The sequence below is a fragment of the Rhizobium lentis genome (assembly GCF_017352135.1).
GTDB classification, from domain to species: Bacteria; Pseudomonadota; Alphaproteobacteria; order Rhizobiales; family Rhizobiaceae; genus Rhizobium; species Rhizobium lentis.
The window spans coordinates 2,527,093-2,553,053 of the sequence record NZ_CP071454.1; the positions used below are offsets into that span (position 1 = coordinate 2,527,093).

25 protein-coding genes are annotated in these 25,961 nt (G+C 60.6%); 22 read left to right on the top strand and 3 right to left on the bottom strand.

Going from position 1 to position 25,961, the window contains the following annotated elements; all coding sequences use genetic code 11:
- Positions 1 to 13: 13 nt before the first annotated feature.
- From flaF to J0663_RS12270, 16 genes are all read left to right on the top strand, one after another.
- Positions 14 to 361, top strand: coding sequence for a flagellar biosynthesis regulator FlaF (gene flaF / locus J0663_RS12195; RefSeq protein WP_207240590.1), 348 nt, complete (start codon positions 14 to 16; stop codon positions 359 to 361).
- The gene (gene flbT / locus J0663_RS12200) at positions 358 to 807 is read left to right on the top strand and encodes a flagellar biosynthesis repressor FlbT (RefSeq protein WP_012482697.1); all 450 of its coding nucleotides are present in this window, start codon (positions 358 to 360) and stop codon (positions 805 to 807) included. Before flaF ends, flbT begins: the two co-directional genes overlap by 4 nt.
- Complete coding sequence (gene flgD / locus J0663_RS12205) at positions 798 to 1,220, top strand: flagellar hook assembly protein FlgD (RefSeq protein WP_207240591.1); 423 nt, start codon at positions 798 to 800, stop codon at positions 1,218 to 1,220. Before flbT ends, flgD begins: the two co-directional genes overlap by 10 nt.
- A 90-nt stretch (positions 1,221 to 1,310) precedes the next feature.
- A complete protein-coding gene (gene fliQ, locus J0663_RS12210; protein WP_207240592.1) occupies positions 1,311 to 1,577 on the top strand; it encodes a flagellar biosynthesis protein FliQ in 267 nt (88 codons plus the stop codon).
- 215 nt (positions 1,578 to 1,792) lie between these two features.
- Positions 1,793 to 3,880 (top strand): flagellar biosynthesis protein FlhA, encoded by a 2,088-nt coding sequence (gene flhA, locus J0663_RS12215; protein ID WP_207240593.1) that lies wholly within the window; start codon positions 1,793 to 1,795, stop codon positions 3,878 to 3,880.
- Entirely contained in the window at positions 3,877 to 4,629 is a 753-nt protein-coding gene (fliR, locus tag J0663_RS12220; RefSeq protein WP_207240594.1) for a flagellar biosynthetic protein FliR, read from the top strand. Before flhA ends, fliR begins: the two co-directional genes overlap by 4 nt.
- A gap of 7 nt (positions 4,630 to 4,636) precedes the next feature.
- Positions 4,637 to 5,050 (top strand): hypothetical protein, encoded by a 414-nt coding sequence (locus tag J0663_RS12225; protein ID WP_207240595.1) that lies wholly within the window; start codon positions 4,637 to 4,639, stop codon positions 5,048 to 5,050.
- 31 nt (positions 5,051 to 5,081) lie between these two features.
- Positions 5,082 to 5,645 (top strand): rod-binding protein, encoded by a 564-nt coding sequence (locus J0663_RS12230; protein WP_207240596.1) that lies wholly within the window; start codon positions 5,082 to 5,084, stop codon positions 5,643 to 5,645.
- A gap of 11 nt (positions 5,646 to 5,656) precedes the next feature.
- Positions 5,657 to 6,022, top strand: a complete 366-nt coding sequence (locus tag J0663_RS12235) for a hypothetical protein (protein WP_003570277.1) — start codon at positions 5,657 to 5,659, stop codon at positions 6,020 to 6,022.
- On the top strand, positions 6,022 to 6,561 hold the full coding sequence (locus J0663_RS12240; protein WP_207240597.1) for a hypothetical protein: 540 nt from the start codon (positions 6,022 to 6,024) through the stop codon (positions 6,559 to 6,561). Before J0663_RS12235 ends, J0663_RS12240 begins: the two co-directional genes overlap by 1 nt.
- Before the next feature lie 292 nt (positions 6,562 to 6,853).
- A complete protein-coding gene (locus J0663_RS12245) occupies positions 6,854 to 7,693 on the top strand; it encodes a WecB/TagA/CpsF family glycosyltransferase (protein ID WP_207240598.1) in 840 nt (279 codons plus the stop codon).
- A 182-nt stretch (positions 7,694 to 7,875) separates the two neighbouring features.
- Complete coding sequence (locus tag J0663_RS12250; protein ID WP_207240599.1) at positions 7,876 to 9,612, top strand: GumC domain-containing protein; 1,737 nt, start codon at positions 7,876 to 7,878, stop codon at positions 9,610 to 9,612.
- A gap of 120 nt (positions 9,613 to 9,732) precedes the next feature.
- Complete coding sequence (gene folD / locus J0663_RS12255; RefSeq protein ID WP_207240600.1) at positions 9,733 to 10,632, top strand: bifunctional methylenetetrahydrofolate dehydrogenase/methenyltetrahydrofolate cyclohydrolase FolD; 900 nt, start codon at positions 9,733 to 9,735, stop codon at positions 10,630 to 10,632.
- A 583-nt stretch (positions 10,633 to 11,215) separates the two neighbouring features.
- Positions 11,216 to 12,346 (top strand): TRAP transporter substrate-binding protein, encoded by a 1,131-nt coding sequence (locus J0663_RS12260; protein WP_207240601.1) that lies wholly within the window; start codon positions 11,216 to 11,218, stop codon positions 12,344 to 12,346.
- A gap of 59 nt (positions 12,347 to 12,405) precedes the next feature.
- Positions 12,406 to 13,053, top strand: coding sequence for a TRAP transporter small permease subunit (locus J0663_RS12265; protein ID WP_207240602.1), 648 nt, complete (start codon positions 12,406 to 12,408; stop codon positions 13,051 to 13,053).
- A complete protein-coding gene (locus tag J0663_RS12270; RefSeq protein ID WP_207240603.1) occupies positions 13,050 to 14,477 on the top strand; it encodes a TRAP transporter large permease in 1,428 nt (475 codons plus the stop codon). Before J0663_RS12265 ends, J0663_RS12270 begins: the two co-directional genes overlap by 4 nt.
- Positions 14,478 to 14,906: 429 nt before the next feature.
- Here the strand turns inward: J0663_RS12270 and J0663_RS12275 are convergent, their stop codons facing one another.
- Positions 14,907 to 15,932, bottom strand: a complete 1,026-nt coding sequence (locus J0663_RS12275) for a LacI family DNA-binding transcriptional regulator (protein ID WP_207240604.1) — start codon at positions 15,930 to 15,932, stop codon at positions 14,907 to 14,909.
- A 296-nt stretch (positions 15,933 to 16,228) separates the two neighbouring features.
- Between J0663_RS12275 and J0663_RS12280 the strand changes: the two genes are divergently transcribed.
- The 6 genes from J0663_RS12280 (at position 16,229) to J0663_RS12305 (ending at position 23,280) form a co-directional block, all read left to right on the top strand.
- Positions 16,229 to 17,590, top strand: a complete 1,362-nt coding sequence (locus J0663_RS12280) for an ABC transporter substrate-binding protein (RefSeq protein ID WP_207240605.1) — start codon at positions 16,229 to 16,231, stop codon at positions 17,588 to 17,590.
- Positions 17,591 to 17,774: 184 nt separating this feature from the next.
- The gene (locus J0663_RS12285) at positions 17,775 to 18,788 is read left to right on the top strand and encodes a carbohydrate ABC transporter permease (protein ID WP_207240606.1); all 1,014 of its coding nucleotides are present in this window, start codon (positions 17,775 to 17,777) and stop codon (positions 18,786 to 18,788) included.
- Position 18,789: 1 nt separating this feature from the next.
- On the top strand, positions 18,790 to 19,953 hold the full coding sequence (locus J0663_RS12290) for a carbohydrate ABC transporter permease (RefSeq protein WP_207240607.1): 1,164 nt from the start codon (positions 18,790 to 18,792) through the stop codon (positions 19,951 to 19,953).
- A gap of 34 nt (positions 19,954 to 19,987) precedes the next feature.
- On the top strand, positions 19,988 to 21,640 hold the full coding sequence (gene bglA / locus J0663_RS12295; RefSeq protein ID WP_207240608.1) for a beta-galactosidase BglA: 1,653 nt from the start codon (positions 19,988 to 19,990) through the stop codon (positions 21,638 to 21,640).
- A 21-nt stretch (positions 21,641 to 21,661) separates the two neighbouring features.
- On the top strand, positions 21,662 to 22,750 hold the full coding sequence (locus tag J0663_RS12300; RefSeq protein ID WP_207240609.1) for an ABC transporter ATP-binding protein: 1,089 nt from the start codon (positions 21,662 to 21,664) through the stop codon (positions 22,748 to 22,750).
- Between the two features lie 176 nt (positions 22,751 to 22,926).
- Positions 22,927 to 23,280, top strand: coding sequence for a hypothetical protein (locus J0663_RS12305; RefSeq protein ID WP_020920408.1), 354 nt, complete (start codon positions 22,927 to 22,929; stop codon positions 23,278 to 23,280).
- Between the two features lie 85 nt (positions 23,281 to 23,365).
- Here the strand turns inward: J0663_RS12305 and edd are convergent, their stop codons facing one another.
- Positions 23,366 to 25,186, bottom strand: coding sequence for a phosphogluconate dehydratase (gene edd, locus J0663_RS12310; RefSeq protein ID WP_207240610.1), 1,821 nt, complete (start codon positions 25,184 to 25,186; stop codon positions 23,366 to 23,368).
- A 75-nt stretch (positions 25,187 to 25,261) separates the two neighbouring features.
- Positions 25,262 to 25,960, bottom strand: coding sequence for a 6-phosphogluconolactonase (gene pgl / locus J0663_RS12315; protein ID WP_207240611.1), 699 nt, complete (start codon positions 25,958 to 25,960; stop codon positions 25,262 to 25,264).
- Between the last annotated feature and the right edge of the window lies 1 nt (position 25,961).

Below are 25,961 nucleotides of genomic sequence, written 5' to 3' on the forward strand. Positions count from 1 at the left end.
GAAGGATGCATGAATGTATCAGTTCTCATATGCCGAAGTCATGCAGGACTCGGTGGCCGACGCGAAAGAGCGGGAATGGCAGGTCCTTGACCGGTCCGTAGAGCTGCTGTCGTTGGCGCGCGACAAGGAAAAATACGGTCGGGAAGCTATTGAAGCCCTGTTTTACACGCGCCGGGTGTGGATCAGCTTCATCGAGGATCTGAAACATCCGGAAAACCAGCTGGATGTCCAGCTCAGGGCCAATCTCATCTCGATCGCAATCTGGATATTGAAGGAATGCGACAGGATCAGAAAACGTCTGTCTAATAACTACCAGGGCATCATCGACGTTACCACCATCATCAGGGATGGACTTAAATGAAAAGTACACTTCGCATTTCTCTGAAGGCCGGGGAAAGAATCTTCATCAACGGCGCCGTCCTGCGTGTCGACCGCAAGGTCGCGCTGGAATTCCTGAATGATGTGACGTTCCTTCTCGAAAATCACGTCCTGCAGCCGGAGGGCGCGACGACGCCGCTGCGCCAGCTCTATTTCATCGCGCAGATGATCCTCATCAATCCCGAGGGCAAGGACCACTCGACGGCGATGTTCCGCAAGTCGATCACCATGCTGCTCACCTGCTTCAAGAATGAAGAGATCCTCGCGGAGCTGAAGCGGATCGACGCGCTTGTGTCGACCGGCCGCGCCTTCGACGCACTGAAGGCGATCCGCGGTCTCTACGCGATCGAAGACAATATCCTCAACAATCACGAACTGCCGCCGACCATGGTCGAGCAGATTCGCAGGGAGATCGCACCATGGCGGTAGACGCAACGTCAAAGGTGACGAGCTCGACGACGAGTTCATCGAGTTCGGCCCAGAGCAAGGCGACGATGAACTACGACAATTTCCTTCAGCTGCTGATTGCGCAGATGAAGAACCAGGATCCGACCGATCCGATGGATGCCAGCGAGCAGGTCGCTCAGCTTGCGACCTTCTCTCAGGTCGAGCAGACGATCCAGACCAACACGAAGCTGGACACGCTTCTGGCGAGCTCGAGCCTGACCCAGGCCAGCAGCTACGTCGGCAAATATATGGAAAGCGCCGACGGCACCGTCAAAGGCGTCATCGAGTCGGTCAAGGTTTATTCCGACGGCATCATTGCGACGACCAAGGATGGCGGTAAAATACTGGTGCAAGCGGGAATCACTGTTGCCGACGAGGCGCCGAGCAGCAGCTGATACTACGGGCGCCGACGCGCCTGACAGTGCCGATCAATCGCAGCCCGGCTGTTGCGGGGCTGCTTCGAGGCGATATGAGGTTGCCTTTCGATGAATGAAGCTGATGCATTGGATCTGTTCCAGGCGGCGATCTGGACCGTGCTGATTGCCTCCGGTCCGGCCGTCCTCGCCGCGATGATCGTGGGTCTCGTCATCGCCTTGATCCAGGCGCTGACCCAGGTGCAGGAAGCGACGCTGACCTTCGTCCCCAAGATCGTCGCCGTGCTGGTCGTGGTCGGCGTAACCGCCCCCTTTGTCGGCTCGCAGGTCTCCATTTTCACCAATCTGGTCTTCTCGCGCATCCAGTCGGGCTTCTAGAGCAATTCCAGCAAAAGTGCGCAGCGGTTTTGCCAGGAAAACTGTTAAGTGCTTTTGCCGGGGACTGCGGAGAAACAAAAGGTTAGAGCAGTTCTACGCTTCCGTGAAAAGCTGAACCGCTCTGAGCCAACTTCGCGCAAGCTTCGCCATTTAAGTCTCGATCCGAACTGGGCGGACTTCGTTTCCGCCTCCTCTCATGAAGAGACGGATTCGTCATGGCGCAACCACCTGCACTCCCCCTTCCGAAAGTCGCCCCGAGCCTGCGCGATGTCGGTTTTGCCCTCGGGATCGTCGGCATCATCTGCATTCTCTTCCTGCCGATCCCGCCGTTCCTGATCGATATGGGGCTGGCCTTCTCGATCGCCTTCTCGGTGCTGATCCTGATGGTCGCGCTGTGGATCCAGAAGCCGCTCGATTTCTCGTCCTTTCCGACCATCCTGCTGATCGCGACGATGACCCGGCTGGCGCTCAACATCGCCACGACCCGCGTCATCCTGTCCCACGGCAATGAGGGCCACGATGCGGCGGGCGGCGTCATCGCCGGTTTCGCCAGCCTCGTCATGTCCGGCGACTTCGTCATCGGTCTGATCGTCTTCCTGATCCTCATCACCATCAACTTCATCGTCATCACCAAGGGTGCGACGCGCATCGCCGAAGTCGGCGCGCGCTTCACCTTGGACGCAATCCCCGGCAAGCAGATGTCGATCGACGCCGATCTCTCGGCCGGCATCATCGACGAGAAGGAAGCCCAGCGCCGGCGCAGGGAACTCGAAGAGGAAAGCTCCTTCTTCGGTGCGATGGACGGTGCCTCGAAATTTGTGCGCGGTGACGCCGTCGCCGGCCTCATCATCACCGCCATCAACGTCTTCGGCGGCATCATCATCGGCTATTTCCGCCACGGTATGCCGATCGGCGAAGCGGCCGACGTCTTCGTCAAGCTCTCCGTCGGCGACGGCCTCGTCTCGCAGATGCCGGCCCTCATCGTTTCGCTCGCCGCCGGCCTTCTCGTCTCCCGCGGCGGCACCACCGGCTCCACCGACCAGGCTGTTGTCAATCAGTTGAGCGGTTACCCCCGCGCGCTTTCCGTCTCGGCGGTGCTGATGTTTGTCCTGGCTTTGATGCCGGGTCTGCCCTTTGTCCCCTTCGTGGTCCTCGGCAGTCTTCTCGCCTTCGGCGCCTGGTTCATTCCGCGTCAGGTCGAGGCTGAAAACAAGCTTCGCCGCGAACAGGAGGAAAAGAAGGTCGTCCAGACCAAGGAGCTGGAGAAGGATTCGGTCAAGTCGGTGCTGCGCACCTCGGAAATCGAGCTCGCGCTCGGCAAGATGGTCTCGACGCGCCTGCTCGGCGCCCATCAGGAGCTGGCGTTCCGCGTCGGCAAGATGCGCAAGAAGTTCGCCACGCAATACGGCTTCGTCGTGCCGGAAATCAAGGTGACGGACGACATCGCCATCGCCGAGAAGTCCTATCAGATCCGCATCCACGGCACGACGGTCGCCTCCAACCTGCTGCGCGTCGGCGAAGTCCTCGTCGTCACCGGCGCCGGCCGGCGCCCGAGCATTCCCGGCGACGAAATCCGCGAGCCCGCTTTCGGCATGCCGGCGGTTTCGATCCTCGAAAACTTCGCCGACGATCTGAAACGCGAGGGCTTCCAGCCGATCGACAACGTCTCCGTCGTGCTCACGCACATGAGCGAAGTCATTCGCAACAACCTGCCGCAGCTTCTGTCCTATAAGGACGTCAAGGTGCTGATCGATCGCCTCGACCCGGAATATAAAAAGCTCGCCGATGAGATATGCTCGTCGCACATGTCCTATTCGGGCCTGCAGGCGGTGCTCAAGCTCCTGCTTGCCGAGCGCGTTTCGATCCGCAACCTGCATCTCATCCTCGAAGCGGTGGCCGAGCTTGCCCCGCATGTCAGGAAGACCGAGCAGATCGTCGAGCACGTCCGCATCCGCATGGCCCAGCAGCTCTGCGGGGATCTCGCGGATAATGGCGTGCTGCGGGTGCTGAGACTCGGCAGCAAATGGGATCTCGCCTTCCATCAGGCGCTGAAGCGCGATGCCAAGGGCGAAGTGATCGAATTCGACATCGATCCGCGCAGCCTCGAAGAGTTCAGCGAGCAGGCCAGCAAAGTTATCCGTGAGTTCATGGATCGCGGCCTGCCATTCGCCCTTGTCACGTCGCCGGAAACACGCTCCTATGTGCGCATGATCATCGAACGGCTGTTCGCCACGCTCCCGGTCCTGTCGCATGTCGAATTGGCCAAGGGCATCGAGATAAAGATTTTGGGCTCGATTTCATGATAGCAGACCCGCAAGGGACGGTTCTTGCCCTGTTTCTGGTTTTCTGCCGGATCGGCGGCTGTGTCCTGGCTCTTCCGGGCTTTTCCTCGGCGCGCGTGCCCGAGCAGCTGCGCGTCTTCGTCGCCGTCGCGCTGTCGATCGCCGTCATCCCGCTGCTCTGGGACACCGTTTATCCGGCGGTCCACACCGGTTCCGGAACCTATATCGGCCTGATTTTCAGCGAATCGCTGGTCGGCGTGATGTACGGCATGCTGGCGAGAATCTATACGCTCGGCATGCAGTTCGCCGCGTCGATCATCGCGATGATGGTAGGCTATACCCAGCCGGGCTTCACCGATGTCATCGAAGACACGCCCGAGACCAGCCTTTCGGCCTTCATCACCTTTGCTGGCATCATGATTCTGTTCATCATGGATTTCCACCACATCGTCTTCCGCGCCCTGATCGATTCCTACACGACGATACCCTTCGGTGGCCTGACGCAGATGCGCGCGACGCTGATCTCCTTTTCCGACACACTGGAGCAGACCACCTACATCATGCTGCGGCTTTCGAGTCCGTTTTTGATCTACGGTCTGATCTTCAATGTCTCGATCGGCTTCATCAATAAGCTGGCGCCGCAGATTCCGGTCTATTTCATTTCCACGCCCTATCTGTTGATGGGCGGGCTCTTCCTGATCTACTTCTCGATTGCGGCATTGGTCAGCCAGTTCGGCCAATCCTTCGGTTCGATCTATATCGGGCGATGAGGCTGTCATGATCGAAAAGAGCCGTTCCCAGAAGCTCAAGCGTCTCCTGACGGTGCAGCGGCATATCGAGAGGATGGCGGAGAACGACCTGGCCGAAACCAGCCGTCAACGCATCGAGGTCAATGCGGCGATGGATGACGTTATCGTCGCTCTCGGCTCGATGGACCCCGTCCACCACGCGTTCTCGCAGAATTACGCCGATCGATTCGGCCGGCTTTCCATCAAGGATCAGCAGCTGACGGGCATGCAGCAGATCCACGAGATGCGGCTGACGCGCGAGCGCGCCAAAGGTGATCGGCTGGAAGAGGGCATGAAAGAGGCCCTCGATGCGGAGCGTCGCGAGGCCGATGACAATGCCGTCTACGATGTGATCGATCAGCAATTCGCAACGCCAGCCTCCAGCAAGCTTCAAAAACCATAATCGTTACGATCTTAATTTAGAGGATTGTAACGTGGCTATTTCGCCCCCCAGTGATCTGGTCCTGGACGTGGTCAAAGCTGCCGACCCCATGGAGGTTCAGGTGGCCCAGGAAAAATTGAAGGCAAACCGTGCGGCATTTGCCGCAACGAGCCTCGCCGAGAATGGCAAGGGCTTCTCCAATACGGTCGATGTTCTCGATCATATCGGTCAGAAGAGCGGCCTCTCCAACATCCAGAACCGCACCAAGGCCGAGGAAGTACCGGAAAGCTACCGGAAGTTCGAGGCCATGGTCCTGCAGAACTTCGTCAAGTCGATGCTGCCGAGCGAAAGTGAAGAGGTCTACGGCAAGGGTGCCACCGGCGATATCTGGAAGGGCATGATGGCCGAGCAGCTCGGCAACACCATGGCCAAGGGCGACGGCATCGGCATCGCCAAGCAGATGTACAGCGAGCAGCTGCGCCGCCAGGAAGGCAAGATCGTCAACGCTTCGACCGATGATCGTGACCGCAACACCGCGCTCAGCATGATCGACGACTTCCAGCGTAAGACCTTCGGCACGCCGACGGCCGACGCCAAGACAGCAAGCGACGCATAATCGAGGGTAAAATGGAAATAGTTTCGAACGAATACAGGATCAAATCCGTTCTCGGACGCCTCGAAATGATCATCGACAATGAGAACACTCGGATCGGCAGCGATCCGCAGTTCGATCTCAAGGTCTCCAATGCGCATAAGAGCCGCTGCCTCTATGAGCTGTCGATGCTTTTCCGCGATACCGATCCGGCCGAGCTTGCCGCAGCCCATCTCGATCAGTTGCACGGCCTGAAGAAGAAGCTGGTCCTGAACGCCCGGCGCGTCGAGGCGCATCTCGAAGCGGTTCGTGCCGTGGCCGACCTCCTCAAGAATGCCGTTCAGGACGCGGACGCCGACGGCACCTATTCCCAGGAACAATTCGCCGCGCGTGGAAACTGATGATCAAGCTCGTCCTCACCGGTATCTGGGTTTGCGCCATCACCTTGGCCTCGGTCTATTTTTCGGTGTATCTGGCGACGGCGCCGGCGCCTGCGGCAATCGATTCCAAGCAGGGCGCGCTCGAACTGGTGAAAGGTGAAACGATCACTGTGCCGGTCATCGGCGACGGAGCGATCACCGGTTACTTCCTCGGCCGCATTTCCTTCATGATGAACAAGGAGATGCTGAAGGGCGTGACGTTGCCGCTGACCGAGATGACGACCGACCAGCTTTTCAGCCTGCTCGTCGGCAACAAGATGGTCGATCTCGCACACATCAAATCCTTCGACCCGAAAGCCTTCCGCGATGAGATCAAGAAGGGCATGAACGAGCGCCTCGGCGGCGAGTATGTCGCCGACGTGATGCTGGAGCAGCTCGACTATCTCTCCAAGGAAGAGGTCAAGGAAAATTCGGCCGGACAGCCGAAGAAACTCGGGGCTCCGGTCAAGATCATCGAAGGCGCGCCGGCCGAGGGAGCACCGGCCCCGGCCGCCCATTGAGACAACGGATTATCTATGCACAAACGGCGCCTTCGGGCGCCGTTTGTCGTTGGGACGCATTTGGTTAATAAACCACTTATACGAGCATCGAAATTCAAGGAATTTTCCTAAGAGTTGTTTGAAGCCGTCCTGCTATATCAGCTGGCACAGCTTGGCATGCGCCGTTTTCCGCGATCGGGGCGACGCCGTCCAGCCGTTACGCGACCGGTCCTTTCGAGACCTCCGGGTGCGGAAATATGGGCTTGTTTTCCGGGATCTCGGGCGAATGACGCACCCTCGGCAGGAGGTAGGAATGAATTTGATTGCGAACTTCGCGGTGCTTGCGTCGCGGCGGACGATCTTCGATCTGCCCGTCTGCGATCTCGGCTGGGACGATGCCCTCGTTTTTATCAACGAGCTGGCCTCCATCCCCGTCGGGCAGACCGTGGTTTGCTTCGTCAACGCCCATAACATGCTGACGGCGTTGCGCGACGATGATTATTACCGGATCATGTCGCGCAATCTGGTGCTGCCGGACGGCATCGGCCTCAACATCGCATCGCAGATCGCTCATGGCGCGCCGTTTCCCGCCAATCTGAACGGCACCGATTTCGTCCCGGCCTTCCTTACCTTCATGGAGGCCCCGCGCCGCATCGGCCTTATCGGCGGCACGCGATCGGTCGTCGAGGCAGCGGCCGAGAATTTCCGAAAGCACACGCCCTGGCACGAATTTATCGTCATTTCCGACGGCTTTTTCGACAAGGTCGATTCCACTGATGTCGTCGAGGAGATCGAGCGCCAGAAACCCGATATTCTGATCGTCGGCATGGGGACGCCGCTGCAGGAGAAATGGGTCCACGACAAGATCCGTGCCGACCATGCGCGCCTGGTGCTGACGGTGGGAGCTCTCTTCGACTTCGTCTCCGGCGCCGTCCCGCGGGCGCCGAAGACCGTGCGGATGATGCGCCTTGAATGGGCCTATCGCCTGATACAGGAGCCCGCACGTCTCTGGCGGCGCTACATCATCGGCATTCCTGTCTTCCTCTTCCATGTCCTGCGCTACCGCTTCCGCCGGCGCGAGAGAATCCTCAGCCACCCGGAAGAGCAGCGCAGCGTCGTGCAGCCGCCGGTCGACCGCAGGAAGGCGAGCTGAGGCTGGAGGGCGGCGCGCCTTGTCTGTCGCGCAAAGAGCGCTAGCCATCCCGAGAAACCGGACCGTAATTCTTGCCAGCGCGGTTAACCATTTCTTTGCCATGAATATTTAGAGTAGCTTAATCATCTGCATCGCGTGCGGATGAGCGAACTCGGCCATCATGTGCATGAGATGTGGCGCAAATGTACGATAGCAGGGCCAGAAGCAGCTTTCAGGATCGCGCCGCCGCAGCGCCGCGACCCTTTGACGATTCTTATCGCTCGCCGCGATCGAAGGGGCCTGACATAGCCCCGCCCGAGGCCGAACTCTTGCGCGCCATCGGCCGCGCGCTCGAAGAGCAGCGCGCAAAAGCGCTGCGCCCGTCGCCGCTGGTCGACCGCATCGAAACTATCCTCGGCAACAACCTGCGGGCCGCCAACGATATCGGCCGGCCTCTTCCGCCGGAGCCGGCAAGCCATGAACAGCCGGGTGCTGCGATCGGAGAAGGGGCGATCGCTGTCCATGAAAAACTTGCCGAGCCCAAACCGGCAGTTCCGCGTCGGCGCACCGGCCGCTTCGGCCTTGTGATGACGGTCGTCGCCGCGACGATCCTCGGCGCGGGCGTGCCGGCGCTGATGCCGGTCTCGCCGGCCCTCTACCGCGCCGAGACGACGCTGATGATAAAGACGGATGCGGCAAGCCGCGCCGCCTTCACCCAGGCTGCGGCGAAAGGGCTGCTCTCGGCGCGCGTGGTGGCTTCGACGGTTGCTGCGCTGAAACTCGATCGCGATCCGGAGTTTGCCGGCGCCAATGCCAATGCGCTTGGGGTTGCGCTCGATCTCCTCTCGGCCACAGGCGCTGCCGCCGATCCCGCCTCGCGCGCCGAGGCCACGCTGAAACATGCCGTCGAGATCGTGCCCGATGCCGTCGCCGGCACGATCCTCGTCATGGTAACGACCGGCGACAGCGGTAAATCCATGCGCATCGCCGCCCGGCTTGCCGAAGCGGTTTCCGCAGTCAGCGGCCACGGCCGGAGCACCGAAACCGATACCGCCCTGCGCAAGGCCTATGAGGAGGCGAAGGCGGAGCTTGCCGCTTTCACGGCAAGGAGCGGCGAGGGCAACGTCAAGGTGGCGACCGACCTTCGCCGCCAGATCGACCGGCTAGATGCCGAGCTGAAAGAAGCAGATCAGAACATTCTGGCCGCCAAGGCGCAGGCCGACCGGTTGAAGGCAGCGAAACTTGCGGGCGTGCTGGACGGTTCGCTCCCCTCCGAGATGCTCTCGCCGGCGTTGCAAGACTGGCGCGACAAATACGCTGTTGCCAGGACGATCCTTGCGCAGCTTTCGGCCGAGCTGGGTCCGCGCCATCCGCGCCTGTTGCAGCAGCAGGCCGAAACGGATGGTCTCAAGGAGAACATGAGCAAGGAGCTTGCCCGGCTCGCGCAGGTCGCCAATGCCGTTGCCAAGGCTGCGGTAGATGCGCGCAAGGGCCTGAATGAGCGGCGCAACACGCTGATCGCCCAGAGCCGGGATACCGGCGTCGATCTGTCGCGGCTGACCGAGCTGCGCGAGAAGGCGGATGCCGCGCGCTCGCGCCTGGAAGAGGCGTCGCCGGCATCGGGGGCAGCCGGCGACGGACATATTACCATTCTGAAGCCGCCGCAGGCGTCGACGATATCGGCCACCAATGGCCTGATCGGCCGTGCGCTGGCTGGAGCCGCCGCAGGCCTGGCAATCGGTCTTGCCCTGGCTTTCCTGCTGTCCTCGCGCAAATCCGCTGCGGATTTGCCGATGTCGCCATCGGTTCCCTCTTCGCCACCATCGCCGGTGCCGGGCTCGGCGACGGTCGACGAGATGGAGGTGCTGCGCTCCGAAATCTCAGGCCTGCGGGACCGGCTTCGCGTTCATGTGATGGAAGCGCGGCAGCCGCTGCGCTGAACAAACATTTCCTTGCAAGTTTGATATTGCCTTGCCGCTTTCCGACAGGATAGGGCGTTAGCGGGCATTTGACGCTCGCCAACTATCCATAGATTGACGTGAAACAGGGCGGAGAGACGCGTGGCGACAGTAATAGATGGCAAGAACGTAGCTGCATCGGTCATTCAGACGGTGAAGAGTGCGACGGCGGCGCTGGAAAGGATGAGCGGCGTCACCACAGGCCTTGCGGTCATCATCGTCGGCGACGATCCGGCAAGCCACGCCTATGTCGGCTCCAAGAGCCGCATGGCCAAGGAATGCGGCTTCAAGTCCGTTCAGCACACGCTGCCGGCCGAGACGAAGCAAGAGGAGCTGGCAGCCCTCGTTGCCACGCTGAACGCCGACCCGTCGATCCACGGCATCCTGGTGCAATTGCCCTTGCCGAAGCCGCTCGACAGCGAACCGATCATCCAGTCGATCCTGCCGGAAAAGGATGTCGACGGCCTGAGCGTCGTCAATGCCGGCAAGCTTGCCACCGGCGATCTGAAGACCGGGCTCGTCTCCTGCACGCCGGCCGGCGCCATGGTCTTCGTCCGCCGCACCCATGGTGAGGATCTGTCCGGCCTCAACGCCGTCGTCATCGGCCGCTCCAACCTGTTCGGCAAGCCGATGGCGCAATTGCTGCTCAACGCCAATGCGACGGTGACGATCGCCCATTCGAGGACGAAGAACCTCGCCGAGGTCTGCCGCAATGCCGATATTCTGGTCGCCGCCGTCGGCCGGCCGGAGATGGTCAAGGCCGATTGGGTCAAGCCGGGCGCGACCGTGATCGACGTCGGCATCAATCGCGTGCCGGCTCCTGAGAAGGGCGAGGGCAAGACCCGGCTCGTCGGCGACGTCGCCTTCGCTGAAGTCTCAGAAGTCGCCAGCACCATCACCCCGGTTCCCGGCGGCGTCGGCCCGATGACCATCGCCATGCTGATGGCCAACACCGTCATCGCCGCCCATCGGGCCGCCGGGCAGACCCCGCCGCAGTTTTGATTGTAACGCAAGCGGCTAAAGAGCCTCGTATCAAATTCGATTGATCCGACGCGCCTTTAGGCCAGTTGTTCGAAAGCCTGTTTTGCTGGTCGCGAATTCGCATCTCGTCAACAGCTTTACTATAGCTCAGCCATGACAGCTTCGCGCCGCCTTCTCGGTCATACAGGCAATTGTTGCCGCTCCCCGAAAGCGGCCATAGCATTGGTTTGACGAGACGACATCTGTGCGCCATGTGTGGACGTCGGCTCTCGCCGGCTTAATCGACTTGGACGAACGCGATCAAGAACGAGCACATGGTTCCAGTTCAGCACAGGGCAGTTCATCGTCGACGGGCGAAAGCAGCTTTTACTCTAAGCTGAGGTAGTCCGCACGATCCGGAGCAGCGGTACTGTGCCCGGCCGTTGGACTACAGCCCCAAGCTGTCATCAACAACAGTTGAACGTCTGTCAGAATTGCGAAAAGTGTATATATTAGACAAATGAGAACAATCAGTTGTCGATACTGATCGCGAAAAGGTTGGGAGCCCTCTTCTTCAACTTTGCAGACTGGGGAGAATCCGACAGCAATCCAGGGAGGAAGAAAAATGAGCAAAAAGGCAGTATCGCGTCGAGAGTTGCTGGGAGCATCTACGCTCGTTGGAGCAACCGCAGTTGGGGCTCTTGCCGCCCCGGCCGTGCTGGCCCAGGCACCCACCGTCATTAAAATGCAAACATCCTGGCCCGCGTCGGACATCTGGATGGATTTTGCCCGCCTGTACGTCGAACGGGTCGAACGAATGTCCGGCGGACGCCTGAAGTTCGAACTAATGCCTGCCGGTACGGTCGTCGGCGCGTTTCAGGTGCTCGACGGCGTCAACGATGGCGTGATCGACGCAGCCCACACCGTTCCCGTCTATTGGTACGGAAAGCACAAGGCGGCTTCCCTCTTCGGTACCGGGCCGGTATTTGGCGGCAGCGCAACCACCATGCTCGGCTGGTTCCATCAAGGTGGCGGCAAGGATCTCTACCGAGAACTCACCCAGGACATCATGGGGCTGAACGTTTACGGCTTCTATGGCTTCCCTATGCCCGCGCAGCCGTTCGGCTGGTTCAAGAACCCGGTCGCGACCGTGAACGACATCAACGGCCTCAAATATCGTACGGTCGGGCTCGCCGCCGATCTCATGCAGAACATGGGCATGAGCGTCGCTCAACTTCCGGGCGGCGAGATCGTGCCGGCAATGGAGCGAGGTGTCATCGACGCTTTCGAGTTCAACAATCCCTCCTCTGACATACGGTTTGGTTCGCAGGATGTCGCCAAGAACTACATGCTGTCGTCTTACCATCAAGCGAGCGAATCTTTCGAGTTCCTCTTCAACAAGGATGTGTTTGACGACCTTCCCGACGATCTGCAGGCGATCCTGGAATATGGCGTGGAGGCAGCAAGCACGGCGATAACAGCGTCCGCGATGGACAACTATTCAAGCGACCTTCAAAAACTCCAGGCCGAACATGGCGTGACCGTGCACCGCACTCCAAAGGAAATTCTGGACGCGCAACTGAAGGCCTGGGATGAGATCATCCCGACGCTTGAAGCGGATGCGTTCATGAAGAAGGTGCTCGACAGTCAGCGGCAGTGGGTGGAGAGGGTCGTGTACTACGAATTGATGAACTCCGCCGATCTCGCACTCGCCTATGAGCACTATTTCCCCGGAAAATTGAACCTCGGAAAATAGATGGTGCAGGCCCGGTATTTCCGGGCCTCGTCCCTCATCGAGGTTAGGGAGGCGCTTGCATGCTCCGTTACATTGCATTCGCCGACGAATTGTCGGCGTGGTTCGGCAAGGTGTTCGCGTGGGGAATACTCATCATGGCCTTCGGCGTCGGCTATGAGGTTGTTGCACGCTACCTTTTTCGCGCGCCGACCCCCTGGGCCTTCGATCTGAGCTATATGCTCTATGGAACGATCTTCATGATGGCGGGAGCGTATACCCTCTCGCGTGATGGTCATGTGCGCGGCGACTTCATCTACCGGCTCTGGAAACCGCGCACGCAGGCCAGGCTGGAACTGGTGTTGTACTTCATCTTTTTCTTTCCCGGTATAACCGCGCTTGTGTTCTCGGGCTGGAAATATGCCGCACGCAGTTGGCGCTACCTGGAGGTCAGTTCCAACAGTCCCGCCGGTGTGCCGATTTTCCAGTTCAAGGCTGTGATCGTCGCCGCCGGAATTCTCCTGTTCCTGCAGGGCGTGGCGCAGGTCTTCCGCTGCATTCTCTGCATAAGGACGGGCGAATGGCCGAAGCAGGCCGAAGATGTCGAAGAACTGGAAAAGGTACTACTGGAAACAAAGAGCCTGGACGTGCTCGACTCCGAGGACGAGGGTTTCCTTCCGTCGCGGGGACTTGACGCCGGACGTGAACCACGGGATCGGGACTCTCAATGACGGATGCACATATCGCCGTCGGGATGCTCCTCATCCTGATCCTCGCCATCTTCCTCGGCTTCCCGGTGGCGTTCACCTTGATGGCTCTCGGTGTCGGCTTCGGATACTATGCCTATTTCGATGCCGGCCGCATGTGGCGCGGCTATGACCGCGCGCTCGAATCCGGCGGTGATGCCTTTACACTGGCGCAGACCTGGATCGGCGGTTTCTTCAACAACCGGATCTTCGATCTGTTCGTCAACCAGACCTACTCGGTCATCCAGAACGACGTGCTGACAGCTATCCCGCTGTTCCTGTTCATGGGCTACATCGTCGAGCGAGCCAACATCGTCGATCGGCTGTTCTCGACGCTATTCAGCGTCACGCGCCGGGTGCCCGGCTCGATGGCGGTCGCCGCCCTGGCCACCTGCACACTCTTTGCCACCGCAACCGGCATCGTCGGGGCCGTGGTGACGTTGATGGGACTGCTCGCCCTACCAGCGATGCTGAAGGCAAAGTATGACGTGCGCTACGCGACGGGCGTGATCTGCGCGGGCGGCACGCTCGGGATCCTGATCCCGCCTTCCATCCTGCTGATCGTCTATGCGGCCACCTCCGGGATCTCGGTCGTCCGAATGTATGCGGCGGCGCTCCTGCCCGGCCTCGCCCTGGCCGGATTTTATCTCATCTATGTCGTGGTGCGAGCAATCCTGCAGCCGCAACTGGCGCCGCGGCCAACGAAAGAAGATGTGGGCGAGCACACGCCGGTGCAACTCGCCTGGATGATGCTTACATCCTTCGCGCCGCTCGCCTTTCTGATTCTTGCGGTGCTGGGTGCCATTCTCTTCGGCCTGGCAACGCCGTCGGAAGCCGCCGCAATTGGCGCATTGGGGGGACTGGCGCTTGCTGCGGCCTATCGGGCGCTTACCTGGCAGCGACTGAAGGAGTCGGTATATCTGACGGCGCGAACGACTGCGATGGTCTGCTGGTTGTTCGTCGGTTCGGCGACCTTCGCATCGGTATTCGCCTATCTCGGCGGCCAGCAATTCATCAGTGACTTCGTGACCGGCCTGGATATGTCGCCGCTGATGTTCCTGATCCTGGCCCAGGTCATCATCTTCATTCTCGGCTGGCCTCTGGAATGGACTGAAATCATCGTCATCTTCATCCCGATCTTCATTCCGCTGCTGCCGCATTTCGGGATCGATCCGCTGTTCTTCGGTATCCTCGTGGCAATCAACCTGCAGACGGCCTTCCTATCACCACCCATGGCGATGTCGGCATACTACTTGAAGGGCGTCTCGCCTCCGCATGTCAAACTGACAGACATCTTCCGCGGCATGATGCCGTATATGTTGATCGTCATTCTCTGCATGGTGGTCATCTATCTCTTCCCGGGCATCGTCTACATGCTGCCGAATCTCCTCTATGGAGTGCAGAGATGACGCAGTGTCTGGCCCATTGCGAAAGGATAGACCGATGAACAGAAGCCGGTTTTTTGCAATATTTGCATTCGTGACGCTTGTCGCGTTCTGCGCGGTCATCCTGGCGTTTGTTCCACGGTTCGATTTGGCCGCTGCGCTGCTGATCGGGATTGTCCCTGCGGGGTACGACATCTGGGATCAGCTCTTTCGGCGACGCCCGTCGAAATCGCCTGGATAGACTGCAATCGTTCAGCCGCCGCCCTTTCGTGACGGCAATCCGCTGCAAAAAGCCGTTCGTCCATCGACCACGGGCTCTTAGCTTGGAAATTGATCACCCATGGCCCCTCAGCGAAAGCGAGTGGCACGTCATTACGCGAACTTCCGAATAACGGATCGCCGCTTTGCCGGGGTGCGCTAGCTCTTCTCCGAACTTGCCAAACAAAGAATGCTCTATGTCTGCGGGGCAGGGCCGGTCGAAGCCCTGACGATCAGTTCGGTTTTCCACAGCTCCTGGTCGGGGAAGGGGCCGCCCTCTTTCACAGTGCCGATCAGCCGCTGCGCGATGCGAACGCCTGCCGCCCGCAGCGAGGAGCGTGTCGTCGTCAGCGGCACCGAGAAGTTTTCCGGCTTCAATAGCGGCAGCACATCGTCATGGGCGATAAGCGAAATGTCCTCGCCGAGCCGCAGTCCCGCCTGGTTGACCGCGCGGATCGCCCCGAGCGCCATCACCGTGCTGGAGCAGAGGATCGCCGTTGGCCGCTCCGGCAGTTGCAGGAACCGTTCCATGGCCAGCAGGCCCTGTTCGTCCGTCATCAGCGCGTGGTTCATGCAATGCTCCTCGAGCGTGAGGCCGCGTTCGGCAAGGGCTGAGATGACGCCGTTCCTTCTGCGGATGGCGAAATCGAGATGCATTGGACCGTTCATCAAGGCAAAGCGCGTATGGCCGAGCTGCAGCAAGAGCCGCGTCGCGTCGTAGAAAGCCCCTTCGTTATCGATGTCGAGATAGGGAAAATCCGTCTCGGTGCCGAACGAGCGGCCGTGCACGACATAGGGCATGGAGAGCGATTTCAGCATGGCGAGTCGCGGGTCGTGAGCGCGCATGTAGGCAATGAACAGCGCGTCGACATTGCCGCTGATCGCAAGCCGCCGGAGCGCCGCTACCTCATCATCCGGGTCGGACGGCATGATGACGAAATGGAAATCATGGCGCACGGCCTCCTCGCCGAGCCCAGCCAGAAATTCGCCGAAATGGACGTCGGATTGGTGACCCGGCGCCGTCGGCATGACGAGGCCGATCGAGCCCGCCTTGCCGGTTGCGAGCCGCTGGGCAGCCTTGTTCGGCCGGTATCCAGTTTCCTTGACGGCCTGAAGCACGCGCTCCCGGGTCGCTTCATTGACCTCGGGATAGCCGTTGAGCGCCCGGCTCACCGTCGTCTGCGAAAGCCCAAGCAATTCCGATAGCTGTTTGAGATTCACCTGCTATGCTTCCTCCCGGCCCGCCAGTCAGCCGCCTTAAAAGGCCTCCCGCCTTCAAACGGCATCCAAAGCGCTTTCAAATATGTATCATCTCGAGCGCTTGACTCAAGAAAAATCGCTCCATATTTCCACGATAGGCGCTGCTGCGCCGCGATATTCCCCCGCTCGGGAGGGATTTTCGCGAAATGACTTGACTTCATTCCACCGAAAGTGAAATGAGTGGGTTGTCAAAGCGCTTTGAAATTTCTTTTGAAGGGAATTCGGCGCGGTTGGGATTGTGATGGGAGGTTGATCACATGAAAAAGTCATTCTTGATGGGCGTTGCCGTTGCGGCGCTCTTTGCCGGAGCTGCGTCAGCGGCCGATCTGAAATTTGCCCCGGGACAGGATTCCAAATTCAACTGGAAGAGCTATGACGACTTCAAGGCCGCGCATGCCGATCTGAAGGGGCAGCCGCTGACGATCTTCGGGCCGTGGCGCGGAGAGGACGAGGCGTTCTTCATGAGCGTTCTCGCCTATTTCACCGAAGCGACCGGCGTCGACGCGAAGTACTCTTCTTCCGAAAACTACGAACAACAGATCGTCATCGACACCCAGGCGGGCTCGCCGCCGAATATCGCCATTCTGCCGCAGCCGGGCCTTCTGGCCGATCTAGCCAGCAAGGGCTTCCTGACGCCGCTCGGCGATGACAACTCCAAATGGATCAAGGACAATTACGGCGCGGGCGACAGCTGGGTCGGTTACGGCACCTACAAGGGCAAGGACGGCAAGGAAGCTTTCTATGCCTTCCCTTACAAGGCGGATGTCAAATCGCTCGTCTGGTACGTTCCGGAGAATTTCGAGGAAGCCGGCTATAAGATTCCGACGACCATGGAAGAACTGCATGCCCTGACCGATCAGATCGTCAAGGATGGCGGCGTTCCCTGGTGCATCGGTCTTGGTTCTGGCGGCGCCACCGGCTGGCCGGCGACCGACTGGGTCGAAGATATCATGCTGCGCATGCAGCCACCCGAAGCCTATGACAAGTGGACGACCAACGAACTGAAGTTTACCGATCCGGCCGTCGTTGCCGCGATCGACGAATTCGGCAAGTTCGCCAAGAACGAGAAATATGTCGATGGCGGCGTGGCTGCGGTGGCTTCGACCGATTTCCGCGACAGCCCGAAGGGCCTCTTTGCCGTTCCGCCGAAGTGCTACATGCACCATCAGGCCTCGTTCATTCCGTCATTCTTCCCTGAGGGCACGAAACTCGGCCAGGATGCCGACTTCTTCTACATGCCGACCTATGCTTCGAAACCGGAACTCGGCAAGCCGGTTCTCGGCGCCGGCACGCTGGTCTCGATCGCCAAGGATTCGAAGGCGGCTCGTGCCTTCATCGACTTCCTGAAGACCCCGATCGCGCACGAGGTATGGATGGCGCAGTCGAGTTTCCTGACGCCATACAAGAGCGTCAGCACCGAGGCTTATGCCAATCCGCAGATGAAGAAGGAAGGCGAGATCCTGACTTCCGCCACCACCTTCCGCTTTGACGGTTCCGACCTGATGCCGGGCAAGATCGGTGCCGGCGCCTTCTGGACGGGCATGGTCGATTTCGTCGGCGGCAAGTCCGCCGAAGAGGCTGCCGGCGAAATCCAGAGCGCCTGGGACGGCATCAAGTAATCCTTAAAATGATGCCGCCGGCTTGCCGGCGGCATGGCCTGCATTGCTGGCCGGGTTCGAAAAAGCCCGGCCATCGCCGGCTAAATTGTGATTGGGCAATCGAACATATTGACGGTGACCGGCCTTGGCCCGTCAGAATGAAAACCTGTCGGAATAAGATCAGGGGAAGCAGGGGAGGGACGTAATGCTGTGGCAGATAGTGTCCGCTTTGAGCGTCGTGGTCGTCGCGGTTGTCGCGTGCTCGGCCTATTTCTATTTTTCGAACAAGATCCTGGATTTCGCTCTGCCGGTGAGCGATGGCGACGTGCGTGCCGCCTCGCGCAATCTGAACCGGCGCGCGATGATCCGCCCTTGGCTGTTTCTCGGCCCGGCGCTCTTCCTGCTCTTCGTCTATCTCGTCTATCCCGTCGTCGCGACATTCATTCTTTCCTTCTACGATCGCACCGGTCTGCAGTTCGTCGGCCTGACCAATTACAAATGGGCGATCGGTGACCGCGAATTCCGCCAGTCGATCTTCAACAACATCCTCTGGCTCGCGGTCGTGCCGGCCGCCTGCACCTTCTTCGGCCTGGTCATCGCGGTGATGACGGACCGCATCTGGTGGGGCAATATCGCCAAGAGCATCGTCTTCATGCCGATGGCGATCTCCTTCGTCGGTGCCTCGGTCATCTGGAAGTTCATCTATGAATATCGCGGCGGCAATGACGTCCAGATCGGCCTGCTGAACGCCATCGTCCAGCTCTTCGGCGGCACGCCCGAAGTCTGGATCTCGGTTCCCTTCTGGAACAATTTTTTCCTGATGGTCATCCTGATCTGGATCCAGACCGGCTTCGCCATGGTCATCCTGTCGGCCGCGCTGCGCGGCATCCCCGAGGAGACGATCGAGGCCGCCGTCATCGACGGAGCCAATGGCTGGCAGATCTTCTGGCGCATCATGGTGCCGCAGGTCTGGGGCACCATCGCCGTTGTCTGGACGACGATCACCATCCTCGTCCTCAAAGTCTTCGATATCGTGCTGACCATGACCAACGGCCAATGGCAGACGATGGTGCTGGCGAACCTGATGTTCGACTGGATGTTCCGCGGTGGCGGCGATTCCGGCCGAAGCGCCGTCATCGCCATCATCATCATGCTCGCCGTCACGCCGATCATGATCTGGAACGTGCGCCGTGCCAATCGCGAACTGAAGGGCCATTGAGATGACCGCAGTTGGAAGTTACTTCAAGATCGGCCCCGCCCGTCTCTTCGTTCACCTCGCGGTTCTCTTAATCGTCATCATCTGGTTGATCCCGACGCTCGGCATCTTCGTCAGCGCCCTGCGTGACAAGGACCAAATCGTCGTCTCAGGCTGGTGGACGGCCTTCGTCGGCTCGACGCAGACCGTCGCCGTTCGCCTGGGCACGCCCGACCAGCAGCGGCAGGAAGGCGCCAACTACGTCATCTCAGGCAATGTGCTGGAAGGGCAGACCGGCAGGTCGGTCAAAGCCTTCGGCAACCGCGTGCAGCAGCCGGCCGCTTTCGACGCCGGCATGACCGCCGATCTCGGCGATGGTGAAACGCTGCAGATCAACAGCGACGGCAGCTATCGCTACATGAAGAACGCGGCCTTTTCGCCCGACGCGCGGCCGCGGCGCATCTACGTGTCCGTCTCGGCACCGCCGGAATTCACGCTGCAGAACTACAAGACGGTTCTGACTGGCGAAGGCATTGGCCAGTCGTTCATCAATTCGCTGACGGTGACGATCCCGGCAACGATCATCCCGATCCTGATCGCTGCTTTTGCCGCCTATGCCTTGAGCTGGATGGAGTTTCCCGGCCGCGCACTGCTGATTGCGCTCGTCGTCGGCCTCATCGTCGTGCCGCTGCAGATGTCGCTGATCCCACTGCTGCGCCTCTATAACGAGGTCGGCACCATGCTCGGCCAGCCGTCGAAGACTTATCCCGGCATCTGGCTGGCGCATACCGCCTTCGGCATGCCGCTCGCCATCTTTCTCCTGCGGGCCTATATTGCCGGCCTGCCGAAGGAAATCATCGAATCCGCCCGCGTCGACGGCGCCAGCGACTTCGAGATCTTCACCCGCATCGTTTTGCCTTTGTCCTTCCCGGCGCTCGCCTCCTTCGCCATCTTCCAGTTCCTGTGGGTGTGGAACGACCTGCTTGTCGCCATGGTCTTCCTCGGCACCGACAAGGATCATCTCGTGCTGACCGGCAGCCTGAACGCGCTGCTCGGCTCGCGCGGAGGCAATTGGGAGATTTTGACGGCATCGGCCTTCGTCACCATCGTCGTACCGCTGCTCGTCTTCTTCGGGCTGCAGCGCTATCTGGTGCGCGGTCTGCTGGCGGGCTCGGTCAAGGGCGGCTGACAATTCCCAAACGTGACTTCAAACAGGATATTCCATGAACGTGGCTTCCCAATCGATCTCGACCCCCGACAAGGACTGGTGGCGCGGCGCGGTGATCTATCAGATCTATCCGCGCTCCTACCAGGATTCGAACGGTGACGGCATCGGCGACCTGAAGGGCATCACCGCCCGCCTTCCGCATGTGGCAAGCCTCGGCGTCGATGCGATCTGGATCTCGCCCTTCTTCACCTCGCCGATGCGCGATTTCGGTTACGATGTGTCCGACTACGAGAACGTCGATTCGATCTTCGGCACGCTGGTGGATTTCGATACGATGATCGCTGAGGCCCATCGCCTCGGCATCCGCGTAATGATCGACCTTGTCATTTCCCACAGCTCGGACCAGCATCCCTGGTTCGTGCAGAGCCGTTCCAGCAGGACCAACGCCAAGGCAGATTGGTATGTCTGGGCCGACGCCAAACCCGACGGCTCGCCGCCGAACAACTGGCTGTCGATCTTCGGCGGCTCGGCATGGGCGTGGGATCCGACGCGCATGCAATATTACCTGCACAATTTCCTGACCTCGCAGCCGGATATGAACCTGCATAACCCTGAGGTGCAGGACCGATTGCTCGATGTCGTGCGTTTCTGGCTCAATCGCGGCGTCGACGGCTTCCGCCTCGACACGATCAATTTCTATTTCCACGATCCGCTCTTGCGTGACAATCCGGCGCTCGCTCCCGAGCGTCGCAACGCCTCGACGGCGCCGGCGGTCAATCCCTATAATTTTCAGGAGCATATCTACGACAAGAACCGTCCGGAGAATCTCGCCTTCCTCAAGCGCTTCCGCGCCGTTCTCGAGGAATTCCCGGCAATCGCCGCCGTCGGCGAGGTCGGTGACAGTCAGCGTGGCCTCGAAATTGTCGGCGAATATACCTCGGGCAACGACAAGATGCACATGTGTTACGCCTTCGAGTTCCTGGCGCCGGATCCGCTGACGCCGGAACGTGTCGAGGAGGTGATGGAAGATTTCGCAGCCGCCGCACCCGATGGCTGGGCCTGCTGGGCCTTCTCCAATCACGACGTCATGCGCCATGTCAGCCGCTGGGGCGGGCTGGTCGCCGATCACGACGCCTTCGCCAAGCTCTACGCTTCGCTGCTGATGACGCTGCGCGGTTCCGTCTGCCTCTATCAGGGCGAAGAACTGGCGTTGACCGAAGCCGATCTCGCCTACCAGGATCTGCAGGATCCCTATGGCATCCAGTTCTGGCCTGAATTCAAGGGTCGCGACGGCTGCCGCACGCCGATGGTCTGGGACAGCCATGTCGCGCAGGGCGGCTTCTCCACGGTCAAGCCCTGGCTGCCGGTGCCGGTCGAGCACATCCTGCGCGCGGTAAACGTCCAGCAGGGCGACGAGACTTCGGTGCTCGAGCACTATCGCCGCTTCATCGCCTTCCGCAAGCTGCACCCGGCCTTTGCAAAGGGGGAGATCGAATTCGAGGAGAGCGAGGGTGATACCCTGGTCTTCACCCGCGAATACGGCAATGAGAAACTGCTCTGCATTTTCAACATGAGCCCGGCCGAGGCTGGGGTCACCCTGCCTGCTGGAGAATGGCAGGCGTTGACGGGCCATGGCTTTATCAGCAACAACTATGGCGACAAGATCGATATTCCGGCCTGGGGGGCGTATTTCGCCCGTCTCGCCTAAGGATCAGGAGGGGAGAGAGAAATGACTGGACTGACACTGAAGGATATCCGCAAATCCTACGGTTCCGTGGATGTTCTCCATGGGATCGACCTCGATATCAAGCAAGGCGAATTCATCGTCTTCGTCGGTCCGTCCGGCTGCGGCAAGTCCACGCTTCTGCGCATGATCGCGGGTCTCGAGGCGATCACCGGCGGCGAGATGTATATCGACGGCATGCTCGTCAATGACGTGCCGCCGTCGAAGCGCGGCATCGCCATGGTCTTCCAGTCCTACGCCCTCTATCCCCACATGACCGTCTATGACAACATGGCCTTCGGCATGAAGATCGCCGGCGAAAGCAAGCAGGAGATCGACCGCCGCGTCCGGGCGGCGGCCGAGAGCTTGCAACTGACCAAATATCTCGACCGCCTGCCGAAGGCGCTTTCCGGCGGCCAGCGCCAGCGCGTGGCGATCGGCCGCGCCATCTGCCGCGATCCGAAGGTCTTCCTGTTCGACGAGCCGTTGTCCAACCTCGATGCCGCGCTGCGTGTCGCCACCCGCATCGAGATCGCCCGCCTGAACGAACAGATGGCCGATACGACGATGATCTACGTGACCCACGACCAGGTGGAGGCGATGACGCTCGCCGACCGCATCGTCGTGCTTTCCGCCGGCAATATCGAGCAGGTCGGCGCGCCGCTGGAGCTCTATGAGCGCCCCGCCAACCTCTTCGTCGCCAAATTCATCGGCTCGCCGGCCATGAACATCATCCCCGCAACGATCGCCGCGGCCGGCAGCCAGACGACGGTGACGCTGACCGGCGGCATGTCGGTGACGCTCGATGTGGCGACCGATGCGTCGGAGGCGGGCAAACAGGCAAGCTTCGGCGTTCGTCCGGAAGATCTGCGTATTGCCGACGGCGCCGACTATGTTTTCGAGGGCGAGGTGTCGATCGTCGAAGCGCTTGGCGAAGTGACGCTGCTCTACATCGAGGGCCTGGTTCCCGGCGAGCCGATCGTCGTCAAGCTGCCCGGCATCTACGACGTCCACAAGGGCCAGAAGATGCGTTTTGCCGCCGACCGGCAGAAGTTGCATCTCTTTGACGCGACCGGCCACACCTATCGGAAATGAGGAAGCCATTTTTGGGGTAATAACACCAGAAATTGTGCGGCACGGGCCGAATTCTCACTTTCTGTTAAAGATCGGCTGCTACCTTTTCCCCGTCGATTTATGAGGGGGATAAGCACGTGGCCGCTTCCAATCCATCACAGCCAAGGTCTCATTTCCTGAGCAAGGAAGAATCCTTCATGTACGACCGCGAAGCGCGGTTCAAGATGGAGGACACCATGAATGCCGCGCGCATCGAGTATACGGAAAAGGGCGTCATGCATGCGGCTTCGCGCCGCTGCGATATTGTCCGGATCTCGATGAGCAGCGCGACACTCGCGATTCTGACCCAGTTCAGCCTGCCGAAGCAGTTCTATCTGGATATTCCGGATGCCCGCATCACCAAGGTCGGCTGCCTGCTGATGAAGGTGAACGCCAACAACACGATCGAAGTCCGCTTCCTGCGCCTGCTGACGCAGAAGGAGCTGAACAAGATCTTCGTCTACAGCACCCATCCGGCGCACAAGGATTACGTCCTCGATATCCGCGCCTGACGGATAGGCCGGACCGATACGGAAAAACCCGCGGGGTGCTTGGCGCGCGCCCCGCGGGTTTTTGCTTGTCCACACCTGATAATGCTCAGTGGAAGAGCACGCTCGCACCCTGGTCCGAAGCGCCGACGGCGCGGCGGAAAGGCGCGAAGAGCTCGCGGCCCATGCCGAATTCATTATCGGAGAGATCGACGGTCACCGGCTCGCGCTCGGCCATGTCAGCCGCATCGACGAGCACCTCGAGCGTGCCCTTGATCGCGTCCAGGCGAATGATGTCGCCGTCCCTGATGCGGGCGATCGGGCCGCCATCGACTGCTTCCGGCGTGACGTGGATTGCCGCCGGCACCTTGCCGGATGCGCCCGACATGCGCCCATCGGTGAGCAACGCTACGCGAAAACCGCGATCCTGCAGCACGCCGAGCGGCGGCGTCAGCTTGTGCAGTTCCGGCATGCCGTTCGCCTTCGGCCCCTGGAAGCGCACGACAGCGACGAAATCGCGGTTGAGCTTGCCCTCCTTGAAGGCGTCCTGCAGCTCCTGCTGGCTGTGGAAGACGATCGCCGGCGCCTCGATGACATGGCGCTCCGGCTTGACGGCCGAGATCTTGATGACGGCTTTGCCGAGATTGCCGCGCAGCATCTTCAGCCCGCCATTCGCCTGGAAGGGCGTTTCGATGCTCGCAAGCACCTTCGGATCGTGGCTCTTGTCCGGCGACGGTTCGCGCAGGACGGTGCGGTTTGCGCCGAGACGGGCATCGACCGTATAGGCTTCGAGGCCCTGGCCGAAGACGGTGCGCACATCGTCGTGCACCAGGCCGTGCTTCAACAGTTCCTTGATGAGGAAGCCCATGCCGCCGGCGGCCTGGAAATGGTTCACGTCGGCAAGACCGTTCGGATAGACGCGCGCAAGCAGCGGCACGACCTCCGAAAGCTCGGCAATATCTTGCCAGGTCAGCTGGATGCCGGCGGCCCGCGCCATGGCGACGAGATGCAGCGTATGGTTGGTCGAGCCGCCGGTCGCATGCAGGCCGACGACGCCGTTGACGACCGAGCGCTCGTCGATCATCTCGCCGGCCGGCGTGAATTCGTTGCCGAGCGCGGTGATCGCCAGTGCCCGCTTGGCGGCTTCGCGGGTCAGCGCTTCACGCAGCGGCGTGCCGGGATTGATGAAGGAGGAGCCCGGCATGTGGAACCCCATGATCTCCATCAGCATCTGGTTGGAGTTGGCGGTGCCGTAAAAGGTGCAGGTGCCGGGACCGTGATAGGATTTCGATTCCGCCTCGAGCAGCTCGGCGCGCCCGACCTTGCCCTCGGCGAAGAGCTGGCGCACGCGCGACTTCTCGTCGTTCGGCAGGCCCGTCGTCATCGGACCGGCGGGAACGAAGATCGACGGCAGGTGTCCGAAGGACAGTGCTGCGATGACGAGGCCCGGTACGATCTTGTCGCAGACGCCAAGGAAGAGGGCGGCATCGAACATATTGTGCGACAGGCCAACGCCGGCTGCCATGGCGATCAGGTCGCGCGAGAACAGCGAGAGCTCCATGCCAGGCTGTCCCTGGGTGACGCCGTCGCACATGGCCGGCACGCCGCCTGCCACCTGGGCGACACCGCCGGCCTCGGCGGCCGCCTCGCGGATGATAGCCGGATAGGTCTCGAACGGCTGATGGGCCGAGAGCATGTCGTTATAGGCGGTGATGATGCCGAGATTGGGGATACGGTCGCCGGCGAGTGCGTCCTTCTCGGCGGGGGAACAGACCGCAAAGCCGTGAGCGAGGTTGGCGCAGCCGAGCACCGAACGTTGCACGCCCTTGGACGCTGCAGCGCGCAGGCGTTCCAGATAGCGCTCGCGGGTTGGTTTCGAGCGTTCGACGATGCGATCGGTGATCGCAGAAATGCGTGCATGAGCGGACATTGAAAATCCCTGCCTTGTTCGTTGTCTCTATCTGTTTCGGCGGCTCCGGCCATCCGGATCCGGGTCTGGGGCCGATCAGGGAGCCCAGTAGATCTCGACCGGGGAAGTGGCCCGGCGCAGGACGGCGCGGATCGGCATTTCTGCCTCGTCACCGCTGCCTTCCGCCTTGGCGAGAACGTCTTTTTTGCCTTCGCCCTCGATATGGAGAACCAGGAGTGCGGCATCGTCAAGACTGGAGAAGGTGAAGGTAAGGCGCGGCTCGCCGGCGCCTTCCGCTTCCATCGGGATGACGCCGCGTGGCGTCGACGCGTCGAGCGCGCGGGCAAGATTGCTGCCGCCGGGGAAGAACGAGGCCGTATGGCCGTCGCCGCCCATGCCGAGGATGACGACGTCGAAGGGGATGCCGATTTCGGCGCTCTTCTCAGTGGCAAGCCGTGCGGCCTCCTCAACGGAGGATGCCGGTTGGTAAAGCGGCACGAAACGCGCCGCCTTCGCCTTGTTCTGAAGAAGGTTTGCATCGACCAGCAGGTGGTTCGAGCGGGTATTGTCGGCCGGCACGAATCGTTCGTCCACCAGCGTGATCGTCACCTTGTCCCAGGCGATGTCACGTGTCGAAAGCGCCTGGAAGAAGGCCTTCGGCGTCGAACCGCCGGAAACGGCGATGGACGCCGCACCACGGGCGGCGATTGCCGCCGAAAGCCTGTCGGCGACCTTGTCGGCGAGGCTGTCGGCGAGGTCTGCGGCACTGGCGAAGGAATGCAGGGTCGATGCCATC

Excerpts from the sequence above, each read along its gene's own strand:
- flaF (WP_207240590.1), top strand. The coding sequence starts at position 14 with ATGTATCAGTTCTCATATGCCGAAGTCATGCAGGACTCGGTGGCCGAC.
- flbT (WP_012482697.1), top strand. The coding sequence starts at position 358 with ATGAAAAGTACACTTCGCATTTCTCTGAAGGCCGGGGAAAGAATCTTC.
- flgD (WP_207240591.1), top strand. The coding sequence starts at position 798 with ATGGCGGTAGACGCAACGTCAAAGGTGACGAGCTCGACGACGAGTTCA.
- fliQ (WP_207240592.1), top strand. The coding sequence starts at position 1,311 with ATGAATGAAGCTGATGCATTGGATCTGTTCCAGGCGGCGATCTGGACC.
- flhA (WP_207240593.1), top strand. The coding sequence starts at position 1,793 with ATGGCGCAACCACCTGCACTCCCCCTTCCGAAAGTCGCCCCGAGCCTG.
- fliR (WP_207240594.1), top strand. The coding sequence starts at position 3,877 with ATGATAGCAGACCCGCAAGGGACGGTTCTTGCCCTGTTTCTGGTTTTC.
- J0663_RS12225 (WP_207240595.1), top strand. The coding sequence starts at position 4,637 with ATGATCGAAAAGAGCCGTTCCCAGAAGCTCAAGCGTCTCCTGACGGTG.
- J0663_RS12235 (WP_003570277.1), top strand. The coding sequence starts at position 5,657 with ATGGAAATAGTTTCGAACGAATACAGGATCAAATCCGTTCTCGGACGC.
- J0663_RS12240 (WP_207240597.1), top strand. The coding sequence starts at position 6,022 with ATGATCAAGCTCGTCCTCACCGGTATCTGGGTTTGCGCCATCACCTTG.
- J0663_RS12245 (WP_207240598.1), top strand. The coding sequence starts at position 6,854 with ATGAATTTGATTGCGAACTTCGCGGTGCTTGCGTCGCGGCGGACGATC.
- J0663_RS12250 (WP_207240599.1), top strand. The coding sequence starts at position 7,876 with ATGTACGATAGCAGGGCCAGAAGCAGCTTTCAGGATCGCGCCGCCGCA.
- J0663_RS12260 (WP_207240601.1), top strand. The coding sequence starts at position 11,216 with ATGAGCAAAAAGGCAGTATCGCGTCGAGAGTTGCTGGGAGCATCTACG.
- J0663_RS12265 (WP_207240602.1), top strand. The coding sequence starts at position 12,406 with ATGCTCCGTTACATTGCATTCGCCGACGAATTGTCGGCGTGGTTCGGC.
- J0663_RS12270 (WP_207240603.1), top strand. The coding sequence starts at position 13,050 with ATGACGGATGCACATATCGCCGTCGGGATGCTCCTCATCCTGATCCTC.
- J0663_RS12280 (WP_207240605.1), top strand. The coding sequence starts at position 16,229 with ATGAAAAAGTCATTCTTGATGGGCGTTGCCGTTGCGGCGCTCTTTGCC.
- J0663_RS12285 (WP_207240606.1), top strand. The coding sequence starts at position 17,775 with ATGCTGTGGCAGATAGTGTCCGCTTTGAGCGTCGTGGTCGTCGCGGTT.
- J0663_RS12290 (WP_207240607.1), top strand. The coding sequence starts at position 18,790 with ATGACCGCAGTTGGAAGTTACTTCAAGATCGGCCCCGCCCGTCTCTTC.
- bglA (WP_207240608.1), top strand. The coding sequence starts at position 19,988 with ATGAACGTGGCTTCCCAATCGATCTCGACCCCCGACAAGGACTGGTGG.
- J0663_RS12300 (WP_207240609.1), top strand. The coding sequence starts at position 21,662 with ATGACTGGACTGACACTGAAGGATATCCGCAAATCCTACGGTTCCGTG.
- J0663_RS12305 (WP_020920408.1), top strand. The coding sequence starts at position 22,927 with ATGTACGACCGCGAAGCGCGGTTCAAGATGGAGGACACCATGAATGCC.
- edd (WP_207240610.1), bottom strand. The coding sequence starts at position 25,186 with ATGTCCGCTCATGCACGCATTTCTGCGATCACCGATCGCATCGTCGAA.
- pgl (WP_207240611.1), bottom strand. The coding sequence starts at position 25,960 with ATGGCATCGACCCTGCATTCCTTCGCCAGTGCCGCAGACCTCGCCGAC.